The sequence below is a fragment of the Streptomyces africanus genome (assembly GCF_002150735.1).
In the GTDB taxonomy this organism is placed as follows: Bacteria; Actinomycetota; Actinomycetes; order Streptomycetales; family Streptomycetaceae; genus Streptomyces; species Streptomyces africanus.
In genome coordinates, this window is the sequence record NZ_MUKA01000215.1 from 1 (window position 1) to 11,373 (window position 11,373).

Annotated in this window: 11 protein-coding genes; 8 read left to right on the forward strand and 3 right to left on the reverse strand. The window is 73.9% G+C overall.

Annotated elements, in window-relative coordinates; all coding sequences use genetic code 11:
- Positions 1–316 precede the first annotated feature (316 nt).
- A complete protein-coding gene (locus CCL05_RS25245; protein ID WP_086562784.1) occupies positions 317–1,081 on the reverse strand; it encodes an SDR family oxidoreductase in 765 nt (254 codons plus the stop codon).
- Between the two features lie 174 nt (positions 1,082–1,255).
- Here CCL05_RS25245 and CCL05_RS25250 point away from each other — a divergent pair, with 174 nt between their 5' ends.
- Together CCL05_RS25250 and CCL05_RS25255 are read left to right on the forward strand one after the other, a co-directional pair.
- On the forward strand, positions 1,256–1,882 hold the full coding sequence (locus CCL05_RS25250) for a dihydrofolate reductase family protein (RefSeq protein WP_086562785.1): 627 nt from the start codon (positions 1,256–1,258) through the stop codon (positions 1,880–1,882).
- Between the two features lie 109 nt (positions 1,883–1,991).
- Positions 1,992–2,387, forward strand: coding sequence for a guanyl-specific ribonuclease (locus CCL05_RS25255; RefSeq protein ID WP_086562786.1), 396 nt, complete (start codon positions 1,992–1,994; stop codon positions 2,385–2,387).
- A 48-nt stretch (positions 2,388–2,435) separates the two neighbouring features.
- On the opposite strand, the gene CCL05_RS25260 is transcribed toward CCL05_RS25255, so the two are convergent.
- Positions 2,436–2,636: a hypothetical protein gene (locus CCL05_RS25260; protein WP_086562787.1), complete on the reverse strand. Its 201-nt coding sequence runs from the start codon at positions 2,634–2,636 to the stop codon at positions 2,436–2,438.
- Positions 2,637–2,815: 179 nt separating this feature from the next.
- Here CCL05_RS25260 and CCL05_RS25265 point away from each other — a divergent pair, with 179 nt between their 5' ends.
- Positions 2,816–4,090: a sensor histidine kinase gene (locus tag CCL05_RS25265; RefSeq protein WP_244204397.1), complete on the forward strand. Its 1,275-nt coding sequence runs from the start codon at positions 2,816–2,818 to the stop codon at positions 4,088–4,090.
- A 98-nt stretch (positions 4,091–4,188) separates the two neighbouring features.
- Positions 4,189–4,863, forward strand: a complete 675-nt coding sequence (locus CCL05_RS25270; protein ID WP_086562789.1) for a response regulator transcription factor — start codon at positions 4,189–4,191, stop codon at positions 4,861–4,863.
- A 19-nt stretch (positions 4,864–4,882) separates the two neighbouring features.
- Here the strand turns inward: CCL05_RS25270 and CCL05_RS25275 are convergent, their stop codons facing one another.
- Positions 4,883–5,905, reverse strand: a complete 1,023-nt coding sequence (locus CCL05_RS25275) for a Gfo/Idh/MocA family protein (RefSeq protein ID WP_086562790.1) — start codon at positions 5,903–5,905, stop codon at positions 4,883–4,885.
- A 128-nt stretch (positions 5,906–6,033) separates the two neighbouring features.
- Between CCL05_RS25275 and CCL05_RS25280 the strand changes: the two genes are divergently transcribed.
- From CCL05_RS25280 to CCL05_RS25295, 4 genes are all read left to right on the forward strand, one after another.
- Positions 6,034–6,771, forward strand: coding sequence for a GntR family transcriptional regulator (locus CCL05_RS25280; protein ID WP_086562794.1), 738 nt, complete (start codon positions 6,034–6,036; stop codon positions 6,769–6,771).
- 123 nt (positions 6,772–6,894) lie between these two features.
- On the forward strand, positions 6,895–8,043 hold the full coding sequence (locus CCL05_RS25285; RefSeq protein ID WP_086562791.1) for an ROK family glucokinase: 1,149 nt from the start codon (positions 6,895–6,897) through the stop codon (positions 8,041–8,043).
- A complete protein-coding gene (locus CCL05_RS25290; RefSeq protein ID WP_086562792.1) occupies positions 8,040–8,630 on the forward strand; it encodes a sugar kinase in 591 nt (196 codons plus the stop codon). Before CCL05_RS25285 ends, CCL05_RS25290 begins: the two co-directional genes overlap by 4 nt.
- Positions 8,631–8,738: 108 nt before the next feature.
- Positions 8,739–11,373 (forward strand): DEAD/DEAH box helicase (locus tag CCL05_RS25295; protein WP_086562793.1); only part of this gene is annotated, 2,635 nt, incomplete at its 3' end.

The following is an 11,373-nucleotide window of genomic DNA, read 5'->3' on the forward strand; positions in this document are numbered from 1 at the left end:
GCGCGGGCCACCCGGCCCGGCTACCCGGCCCGGCTACCCGGCCTGGCCCTTCGGCGCGGGCCACCGGGCCCGGCTACCCGGCCTGGCCCTTCGGCGCGGGCCACCCGAGGCGCAAGCCCCCGGCGCGGGCCCCCAGCCCGGCCACCCGGCCCAGCCCTTCGGCCCGGGCCCTGGGACCAGGGGCCGCACCGGCCGACAGCCGGCGCGGGCTCCTCGGCCCAGGCTCCCGGCCCGGGCCCCCCGGCCCGGCCCCTGGGGCCAGGGGCCGCACCGGCCGACAGCACCGGTGCGGCCCCTGTCTCTCACCTCCCTTGCCTCACGCCGCGTGGCCTCCGTCCACGGCGAACTCCGCACCGGTGACGTACGCCGCCCCCGCCAGATACGCCACCATCGACGCCACCTCGTCCGCCGTTCCGAACCGCCCCAGCGCCGTCATGGCCGCCTGGCCGGCGGCGTAGGGCCCGTCCGCCGGATTCATGTCGGTGTCGATCGGCCCGGGATGGACGAGGTTGGCCGTGATCCCGCGTCCGCCCAGCTCCCGGGCCAGGGCCTTGGTCATACCGGCCAGGGCCGCCTTGCTCGTCGCGTAGAGCGTCCCGCCGGGCCCGGGCACGCGCTGGGCCATGCAACTGCCGATCGTGATGATCCGCCCGCCCTCGGGCATGCGCGCGGCGGCGGCCTGGGACGTCAGGAAGACGCCACGTACGTTGACGGCGAGGACCCGGTCCACGTCCGCGAGCGACAGGGTCTCCAGCGGCCCGAGCACCCCCACGCCCGCGTTGTTCACCAGGACGTCGAGGCCGCCCAGCGCCTCGGCCGCCGCGGTCACGGCCCCGGCCGCCTCGCCGGCGTCCGCCGCGTCCGCGCGCACCGCCACCGCCCGGCGCCCGAGGGCCTCCACGGCCCGTACGACCTCCTCGGCCGCCTCCTTGCCGTTCACATAGCCGACCGCCACGTCCGCGCCCTCCCGGGCCAGCCGCAGGGCCGTCGCCGCGCCGATGCCCCGGCTCGCGCCCGTCACGAGGGCCGCCTTGCCGTCGAGAGTTCCTTGAGAAGTGCCGAGAGTTCCTTGAGAAGTCATGCGTCCATCCCAGCGCCGGGACGGCACCGACGCTGGCGGTGAACGGACGTCGATGTGGGCTCCCGCGGTCCCGCACCGGAGGGAGCCGTACGGCCGAGCGACGAGTTGCGGGCGCGCACGGGGTCTGAACCGATGACAGCAGACCCCGACCGTTCCACAAGAAGGGCACCCGCCATGGGCAAGCTCGTCTCCACCCTCTTCGTCACCCTCGACGGCGTCTACCAGGCCCCCGGCGGCCCGCACGAGGACACCCGCGGCGGCTTCACCCACGGCGGCTGGAGCTTCCCCTACGCCGACGAGGACTTCGGCCGGTTCATCGGCGAGGTCTTCGCCCGTCCGCGCGCCTTCCTGCTCGGGCGCCGGACGTACGACATCTTCAGCACGTTCTGGCCGAAGGTCACCGACCCCGCCGATCCCGTCGCCTCGAAACTCAACTCGCTGCCGAAGTACGTCCCGTCCTCGACGCTCACGGACCCCGGGTGGGCGGGCACCACCGTGCTCACCGGCGGCCTCGCCAAGGAGGTCTCGGCTCTGAAGGAGCGCACCGACGGCGAGATCCAGGTGCACGGCAGCGGCGCCCTCGTCCGGTCCCTGCTGGCGCTCGACCTCGTCGACTCCCTCCATCTGCTGACCTTCCCGGTCGTGCTCGGCACCGGGTTCCGGCTGTTCCCGGAGGGCGCCGTACCGACCGCGTTCCGGCACGCCGGGGAGAGCGTCACCAGCACAGGCGTCTCGATCCGGACGTACGACGTGGCCGGCCGCCCGGAGTACGGCGAGTACGCGCTGCCGGAGAACGCGTAGCCGCGGCGCCGACGGGCGGGTTAACTTCCCCCCAACTCATCGGACTTGACGGGAAAATCTCCGGGCTTGTCATTGACATGCCACTGTCTACGCGCGTCATCATGGGCCCATGAATTTCCCCCCACGCGCCTCGCGGCTCGGCGCAGCAGCTGCCCTTCTCTCCGCGCTCCTCGTCGGCGGTACCGTCACCGCCACCACCGCCGACGCGGCCCCCACCGCCGTCGGCACCATCTGCTACGGCGACCTGCCGTCCCAGGCCCACGACACGCTCGACCTGATCGAGCGGGGCGGCCCCTTCCCGTTCGAGCAGGACGGCACCGTCTTCCAGAACCGGGAACGCATCCTGCCCAGCCAATCGACCGGCTACTACCACGAGTACACGGTCATCACCCCGGGCTCCTCCACGCGCGGTGCGCGGCGCATCGTCACCGGTGAGGAGAACCGGGAGGACTACTACACGGCCGACCACTACGAGTCGTTCGACCTGGTCGACTACGGCTGCTGAGCCGGGCGGCCACGTCGGTGAACGCCGGCCGGGAGTCCGCCCGGGTGCTCAGACGGACTTCCGGCTCCCGGCCGCCGCGAACAGGGCGATGCCCAGCACCAGCAGGGCGACGCTCGCGTAGATCTCGTAACCGTCGAGGAACCCCAGTCGTCGCACGACGCCCCAGTTCCAGTCGGTGAACTCGTGCACCAGGCCCGCCACGCCCTGTACGAGGGCGAGGAAGCCGAGAATCTCCAGCACCTGCTTCATGGACGACAGCCTCGCCCCGCAGGCCCCCACGCACATCGGCCGCGGGGCGAGCGTCCGCTGGACGGAAGTCCCCGTCCGGACCCGGCCGGCCCGTCGAAAGTCTGCGCCGCGGTGACTTTGGTCGACGATTCCCGCCGGGGTGAGATGAACGGACCCTGGCCTGCGTAGATTTGTCGACCGTGAGTGGTGACGACGCGGGGCAGGCCGCCCCGGTGCCGGCGGGCGAGACACCTGCGCTGTTCACCGGGCGCAGATGGTTCATCCCCTCCGCCCTGCTGCACGAACTCGACCCCGACGCCGCACGCGCCGGACGACGGCCCCGGCGTACCGCCCGCGACTGGGTCGTCGACTTCTCCTGCTTCCTGCTGGCCGTGCTCGTGGGCGCGCTCTCCGCCGACGCGCTCAGCCACAACCGCCATGTCCCGGAAGGGCTGGCCGTCGTGGACCAGCTGATCGGGGCGCTGGCCTGCGCGGCCGTCTGGCTGCGCCGCCGCCGGCCGCTGGGGCTGGCCGTGGCGATGACCGCCGTCACCTTCGTCTCGGACACGGCGGGCGGGGCGGGGCTGATCGCCCTGTTCACCCTCGCCGTGCACCGCCCCTTCCGGTACGTGGCCTGGGTGGGCGGCATCAACGCGGCCATGGTCCCGCTGTACTACTGGGTGCGCCCGGACCCGGACGTCCCCTACCTGGTGAGCGTGCCGTTCGCCGTGCTGCTCACCGTGGCGACCGTCGGCTGGGGCATGTTCGTACGGGCCAAGCGGCAGCTCATGGTGAGCCTCAGGGACCGGGCCCGGCGGGCCGAGACGGAGGCGCGGCTGCGGGCCGAGCAGGCGCAGCGGCTCGCCCGTGAGGCCATCGCGCGGGAGATGCACGACGTGCTCGCGCACCGGCTGACGCTGCTGAGCGTGCACGCGGGCGCCCTGGAGTTCCGGCCCGACGCGCCCCCGGCGGAGACGGCGCGGGCGGCGGGTGTGATCCGGGAGAGCGCGCACGAGGCCCTCCAGGACCTGCGCGAGATCATCGGCGTCCTGCGGGCGGGGGAGCCCGACGACACGGGGCGGCCGCAGCCGACACTGGCGGCGCTGGACACGCTGGTCGCCGAGTCGCGTGAGGCCGGCATGAAGGTGGCCCTCGACCATCGGGTCGAGGACGCCGCCGCCGTGCCGCCCTCCGTCGGCCGCACCGCGTACCGGATCGCGCAGGAGGGCCTGACCAACGCCCGTAAGCACGCGCCCGGCGCGGAGGTCACGGTGACCGTCACCGGCGGACCGGGTACCGGCCTCACGGTCTGCGTGCACAACCCGCCCCCCGAGGGCGAGGTACCGCACGTCCCCGGATCCGGCCAGGGCCTCATCGGCCTGACGGAACGAGCGACCCTGGCGGGCGGCCGCCTGGCGCACGGCCACACGCCGGAGGGCGGGTTCGAGGTACGGGCGTGGCTGCCGTGGGGCTGAGGCGCGGCCCGGCGCCTGCGGCCCCTCAACCCGCCACTGCTCACCAGGCGTTGGCGTCCGGGTCCCACATCCGCCCCGGCCGTGATTACGTAAGCCCCATGACTGCGATCAGACTGCTCCTCGTCGACGACGATCCGCTGGTGCGGGCCGGACTGTCCTTCATGATGGGCGGAGCCGACGACATCGAGATCGTCGGCGAGGCGGCCGACGGCGGCGAGGTGGAGGCGCTCGTGGACCGCACCCGCCCGGACGTGGTGCTCATGGACATCCGGATGCCGACGGTGGACGGCCTCACGGCCACGGAGCGGCTGCGCGCCCGCAAGGACGCCCCGCAGGTGGTGGTCCTCACCACCTTCCACGCCGACGAACAGGTCCTGCGGGCGCTGCGCGCGGGCGCCGCCGGATTCGTCCTCAAGGACACCCCGCCGACCGAGATCCTCGCGGCGGTACGGCGGGTCGCGGCCGGCGACCCGGTCCTGTCGCCCACCGTCACCCGCCAGCTGATGCAGCACGCGGTCGGCACCGCCGCCGACGCCCGCCGCACGCGCGCGCGTGACCGCATGGCCGCCCTCAACGACCGCGAGCGCGAGGTCGCCGTCGCGGTCGGCCGGGGCCTGTCCAACGCCGAGATCGCCACCGGCCTCTTCATGAGCGTCGCCACCGTCAAGACGCACGTCTCCCGCATCCTGGCCAAACTCGACCTCAACAACCGCGTGCAGATCGCGCTGCTGGCGTACGACGCGGGGCTCCTGGAGGAGGAACAGGGCCACTGACCTCCCTGCCGGCCCGTCGTCACACGTAGGCGGAGGCGCCCCCGCCGGGGATCTCCGCGAGGTGCACCGGCCTGCGCTCCCGGCGGGACAGCTCGCAGGCCTCGGCGACGCGCAGCGCCTGAAGGGCCTCGCGCCCGTCGCAGGGGTTGGCCCGCTCGCCCCGCACGACCTCGACGAACGCGTTCAGCTCCGCCTCGTAGGCGGGGCCGAAACGCTCCAGGAAGCCGGTCCAGGGCTTGTCCGCGGCGGGCGGACCGGTCGGCTCGGTGGACGCGATCGGCGTACGGTCGTCCAGGCCGACCACGATCTGGTCCAGCTCCCCGGCCAGCTCCATGCGCACGTCGTAGCCGGCCCCGTTCAGCCGGGCGCCGGTGACCGTGGCGAGCGTGCCGTCGTCGAGGGTGAGGAGCGCGGCGCCGGTGTCGACGTCGCCCGCCTCGCGGAACATCGCGGGCCCGGCGTCCGACCCGGCCGCGTAGACGTCCGCCACCTCCCGGCCCGTCACCCAGCGCAGCACGTCGAAGTCGTGGATCAGCGTGTCCCGGTACAGCCCGCCGGACACCGGCAGCCACGCCGCGGGCGGCGGCGTCTGGTCACTGGTCAGCGCCCGCACGGTGTGCAGCCGCCCCAGCCTGCCGGAGCGCACGGCCTCGCGGGCGCCCCGGTAGCCGGCGTCGAAGCGGCGCTGGAAGCCCATCTGGAGCACCGTCCCGGCCGCCTCGACCTCGGTGATCGCGCTCAGGGTCCCGGGCAGATCCAGCGCGATGGGCTTCTCGCAGAACACCGGCAGGCCCGAGCGTGCTGCCCGACCGATCAGTTCGGCGTGGGCCGACGTCGCCGTCGTGATCACCACGGCGTCGACGCCCCAGCGGAAGATCTCCTCCACGCCGGGCGCGGCCGTCTCGCCCAGCCGGTGCGCCAGTTCCTGGGCCCGCGAGGCGTCCGCGTCCGTGAGGATCAGGGAGCCCACGTCGCGATGCCGGCTGAGCGTGTTCGCGTGGATCCTGCCGATGCGGCCCGTACCGATGACGCCGATGCGCATGGAAACAAAGTGCGTGCACGGTCCGCCCCTGTCAATCGGAATGTCCGGACAATCTGACTACACAACTTCCCGTCAACAACGCACGGAGCTACGCTCGGCCCGTGCCGAAACCAGAAGTGGACCCGACCGTGCAGCTCGAGCTGAGCGTGGACCGCAGCTCTCCCGTGCCGTTGTACTTCCAGCTGTCCCAGCAGCTGGAGGCCGCGATCGAGCACGGCACGCTGACCCCCGGCAGCCTGCTGGGCAACGAGATCGAACTCGCCGCCCGGCTCGGCCTGTCCCGGCCGACCGTCCGCCAGGCCATCCAGTCGCTCGTCGACAAGGGCCTCCTCGTCCGCCGCCGCGGCGTGGGCACCCAGGTCGTGCACAGCCAGGTCAAGCGCCCGCTGGAGCTCAGCAGCCTCTACGACGACCTGGAGGCGGCGGGCCAGCGCCCGGCCACCAAGGTCCTCGTCAACACGCTCGTCCCCGCCTCCGCCGAGGTCGCCGCCGCACTGGGCGTCGCCGAGGACAGCGACGTCCACCGCGTGGAACGCCTCCGCCTCGCCCACGGCGAGCCCATGGCCTACCTCTGCAACTACCTGCCCCCCGGCCTCATCGACCTCGACACCGCCCAACTGGAGACCACGGGCCTGTACCGCCTGATGCGCGCGGCGGGCATCACCCTCCACAGCGCCCGCCAGTCGATCGGCGCCCGGGCGGCCACGACGGCGGAGGCGGAACGACTGGCGGAGGAGACAGGGGCCCCGCTGCTCACCATGCAACGCGTCACGTTCGACGACACGGGCCGTGCAGTGGAATACGGCACACACACCTACCGCCCGACGCGCTACTCGTTCGAGTTCCAGCTTCTTGTGAGGACTTGAGCAGGGTGCGTTTCCTGGGGGCGCGGGGAACTGCGCGATCAGCCCCCAGGCACCCGCACACGGCAACGGTGGGTTGTTCCCCCGCTCCGCACCCTGCCTCCCCGTGAGGCAGAATCGGCGGCGATGAGCACCTACCGCGACTTCACCGCCCCCATCGGCTCCCGCCGTGCCACCGTGCTCCGCACCGTCGGCACCCGGGAGCGCCGCTCACACCTGACGGCACCCCGCGTACCGACGGTCGGCATCGACATCGGCGGTACGAAGGTGATGGCGGGCGTCGTCGACGCCGACGGCAACATCCTGGAGAAGGTCCGCACGGAGACGCCGGACAAGTCCAAGAGCCCCAAGGTCGTCGAGGACACCATCGCCGAGCTGGTCCTGGACCTCTCGGACCGGCACGACGTGCACGCCGTCGGCATCGGCGCGGCCGGCTGGGTCGACGCCGACCGCAACCGCGTGCTGTTCGCACCCCACCTGTCCTGGCGCAACGAACCGCTCCGCGACCGCCTCTCGGGCCGGCTCTCCGTACCGGTCCTCGTGGACAACGACGCCAACACCGCCGCCTGGGCGGAGTGGCGCTTCGGCGCCGGCCGCGGCGAGGACCACCTCGTGATGATCACGCTGGGCACCGGCATCGGCGGCGCGATCCTGGAGGACGGGCAGGTCAAGCGCGGCAAGTACGGCGTCGCCGGCGAGTTCGGCCATATGCAGGTCGTGCCCGGCGGCCACCGCTGCCCGTGCGGCAACCGCGGCTGCTGGGAGCAGTACAGCTCCGGGAACGCCCTGGTCCGCGAGGCCCGCGAGCTGGCCGCGGCCGACTCGCCGGTGGCGTACGGGATCATCGAGCACGTCAAGGGCAACATCGGCGACATCACCGGCCCGATGATCACCGAGCTGGCCCGCGAGGGCGACGCCATGTGCATCGAGCTGCTGCAGGACATCGGCCAGTGGCTCGGCGTCGGCATCGCCAACCTCGCGGCCGCCCTCGACCCCTCCTGCTTCGTCATCGGCGGCGGCGTCTCGGCCGCCGACGACCTGCTGATCGGCCCCGCGCGCGACGCCTTCCGCAGGCATCTGACCGGGCGCGGCTACCGCCCCGAGGCCCGTATCGCCCGGGCCCAGCTCGGCCCCGAGGCCGGCATGGTCGGCGCCGCCGACCTGGCCCGGCTCGTCGCCCGCCGCTTCCGGCGCGCCAAGCGCCGCCGCGTGGAGCGCTACGAGCGCTACGAGCGGTACGCGCAGTCCCTCCGCAGCACCCAGGAGACGCCGTGACCGCCTCCCTGCCGCACCAGGGCTCATGGCCGGACGGCGAGGAACGCCCGGCCGAGGACCACCGCCACATGATCCGCCGCAGGACGCTGACCCTGCTGATCATCGTGCTGCTCATCGGCGTTCCGGCCGGCTACCTGGTGATCTCCGCGAACCAGAGCCGGGACAGCGGCAAGGACAAGGAGGCGAAGTACTCGGCCACCGGCCTGACCGCGGGCTGGCCGTCCAAGCTCCAGCGCCGGATCTACCAGGTGCCCGTCCCGCACCCGGCCTGGCACGTGGCGTACTACGAGACCAACAACTGGAAGACCAGCCGCCTGTACGCCCAGTTCGAGACCAACGCGGCAGGTCTGGACGCCTATCTGACGGGCCTGGGCGTGACCCGGGCCGACCTGGAGAAGGGCCACGTCACCATCGGCGCCCGCGACCGCAAGATCACCGGCTGGAAGTTCCCCGGTGGTCCCGGTGGCGACGCGTGGTACGGCTTCGTGCACCGGCAGAAGAACCCCGCACCCACGCACGACGTGGTGGTGGACCTGTCCAACCCGGCGTATCCCTGGGTCTACGTGGTGTCGCGGACGGTGCCCTGACCCGCGCCCCGGCTCGGGCGGCCCGGCCGCCGGGGCCGATTGTCAGACCCCGCCCGTAGAGTCGGAGACAACTGATTCCGACACGCGGGGCGGGAGGTGACAGGACGGATGGGCGACACGGCTGCGGTGGCCGAGCGGGCGGGGGACGCGACGGTCCCGGTCCGCCTCCCGGCCGTCTTCCTGCCCGCGCCCCTCCCACGCGACGGACGCATCGCCTTCTGGGACCCCGCCGGCGAGCCCCTGCCCGCCGAGGTCACAGAACTCACGGAGGACACCGAGCTCACGGTCGTACGACGGCACGGCGCCGCGGTCCGGCGGCGGACCACCCCGGCGCTGTCCCTCCCGCTCGACGAGGCCCTGCCGCTCCTGGTGCGCGCCCGGCGCGACCCCGCGGCCCACCCCGCCACCGCCTGCTGGGGCGCCGCCGCCCTGCACGCCCTGCGGCTGACCGCGCGCGGCCGGCTGCTGCCCGGCCTGACCCCCACGGGCCACGACGCCTGGCGCGCCGGCCCGCTGGACCCGGACGACATCGCGCACCTGCGCGCGGTCGCCGCCGCCCTGCCCTACGAGGGACACGCCGTCCCGCTGCCCGGCCCCGGCCCGATCCGCCTGCCCGCACCGGAAGCGCTGGTACGCGCCTTCCTGGACGCGGTCGCCGACACCCTGCCGCGCACCCCGGCCGCACCCCACGCCACCGGCAGGCCGTTCGCGGCCCGCGACGCCCAGCACCTGCCGAAGGCCCACGACTGGGCCGCCGAGGTCGCCGCCGGCATGGACGCCGGCGTGCGGATCTCGCTCCGGCTGGACCTCTCGGCGTACGACCTGTTCGACGACGCCCTCGACGGCGGCGCGCGCAGCGCCGGCGCCGCGCTCGTCCAGGTGCACAGCCTCGCCGACCCCACCCTCGTCGCCGACGCGGCGGCGCTGTGGGCGGGCGAGGCGGACGACGCATTCGGCCCGCGCGCCCGCGTGGACGCGGCCCTCGCCGTCCGCCGCGCGGCCCGGGTCTGGCCTCCGCTCGACCGGCTCTGTGACCAGGACGTGCCCGACGTGCTGGCGCTGACCGAGGAGGAGCTGAGCGACCTGCTCGGAGTCGCGGCCACCCGGCTCGCCGCGGCCGGCGTCGCCGTGCACTGGCCCCGGGACCTCGCCCAGGACCTCTCGGCCGCCGCGGTGGTCCGGCCGGCCCCCGGCTCGGCGACGGACGGCACCGGCTTCTTCGAGAGCGAGGACCTGCTCCAGTTCCGCTGGCAGCTGGCACTCGGCGGTGACCCGCTCACCGAGAGCGAGATGGACGCCCTCGCCGAGGCCCACCGCCCGGTCGTCCGGCTGCGCGACCAGTGGGTGCTGGTCGACCCGGCCCTCGTCCGCAAGGCCCGCAAGCGGGACCTGGGGCTGCTCGACCCGGTCGACGCGCTGTCCGTCGCCCTCACCGGCACCGCCGACGTGGACGGCGAGACGGTCGAGGCCGTACCGGCGGGCGCGCTGGCCACCCTGCGCGACCGCCTCACCGCGGGAGTGCGCCCGGCCGCACCGCCGCCCGGCCTGCAGGCCACCCTCCGCGACTACCAGTTGCGAGGCCTGGCCTGGCTCGACCTGATGACCTCCCTCGGCCTCGGCGGCTGCCTCGCCGACGACATGGGCCTCGGCAAGACCGTCACGCTCATCGCCCTGCACCTGAAGCGGGCCCGCCGCGAGCCGACCCTGGTGGTCTGCCCGGCCTCGCTGCTGGGCAACTGGCAGCGGGAGATCACCCGCTTCGCGCCCGGCGTCCCCGTCCGCCGCTTCCACGGCCCGGACCGCAGCCTGGACGACCTGGACGGCGGCTTCGTCCTCACCACCTACGGCACGATGCGCTCCGCCGCCCCCGTGCTGGCCGGGCAGGCGTGGGGCATGGTCGTCGCCGACGAGGCGCAGCACGTCAAGAACCCCTACTCGGCCACGGCCAAGGCGCTGCGCACGATCCCGTCCCCCGCGCGCGTGGCCCTGACCGGCACGCCCGTCGAGAACAACCTCTCGGAGCTGTGGGCGCTGCTCGACTGGACCACCCCGGGTCTCCTCGGCCCGCTGAAGTCCTTCCGCGCCCGGCACGCCCGGGCCGTGGAGAACGGCGAGGACGAGGAGGCCGTGGAGCGCCTGGCCCGTCTGGTCCGGCCGTTCCTGCTGCGCCGGAAGAAGTCCGACCCGGGCATCGTCCCCGAGCTGCCGCCCAAGACGGAGACCGACCACCCGGTGCCGCTCACCCGCGAACAGGGCGCGCTGTACGAGGCGGTGGTGCGCGAGTCGATGCTCGCCATCGAGACCGCCGAGGGCATGGCACGCCGGGGCCTGGTGCTGAAGCTCCTGACGTCGCTGAAGCAGATCTGCAACCACCCGGCGCTGTACCTGAAGGAGGAGCCCGCCCGGGCCGGCGGCGACCGGCTCGCCGCCCGCTCCGGCAAACTCGCCCTGCTGGACGAGCTGCTGGACACGCTGCTCGCCGAAGACGGATCCGCCCTGGTCTTCACCCAGTACGTCGGGATGGCCCGCCTGATCACCTCCCACCTGGCCACCCGGGCGGTCCCGGTCGACCTCCTCCACGGCGGCACACCGGTACCGGAGCGGGAGCGCATGGTCGACCGCTTCCAGGCCGGCTCGACCCCGGTCCTGGTGCTGTCCCTCAAGGCGGCGGGCACCGGCCTCAACCTCACCCGCGCGGGGCACGTCGTCCACTTCGACCGCTGGTGGAACCCGGCCGTCGAGG

Excerpts from the sequence above, each read along its gene's own strand:
- CCL05_RS25255 (WP_086562786.1), top strand. The coding sequence starts at position 1,992 with ATGAATTTCCCCCCACGCGCCTCGCGGCTCGGCGCAGCAGCTGCCCTT.
- CCL05_RS25245 (WP_086562784.1), bottom strand. The coding sequence starts at position 1,081 with ATGACTTCTCAAGGAACTCTCGGCACTTCTCAAGGAACTCTCGACGGC.
- CCL05_RS25260 (WP_086562787.1), bottom strand. The coding sequence starts at position 2,636 with ATGAAGCAGGTGCTGGAGATTCTCGGCTTCCTCGCCCTCGTACAGGGC.
- CCL05_RS25250 (WP_086562785.1), top strand. The coding sequence starts at position 1,256 with ATGGGCAAGCTCGTCTCCACCCTCTTCGTCACCCTCGACGGCGTCTAC.
- CCL05_RS25275 (WP_086562790.1), bottom strand. The coding sequence starts at position 5,905 with ATGCGCATCGGCGTCATCGGTACGGGCCGCATCGGCAGGATCCACGCG.
- CCL05_RS25285 (WP_086562791.1), top strand. The coding sequence starts at position 6,895 with ATGAGCACCTACCGCGACTTCACCGCCCCCATCGGCTCCCGCCGTGCC.
- CCL05_RS25270 (WP_086562789.1), top strand. The coding sequence starts at position 4,189 with ATGACTGCGATCAGACTGCTCCTCGTCGACGACGATCCGCTGGTGCGG.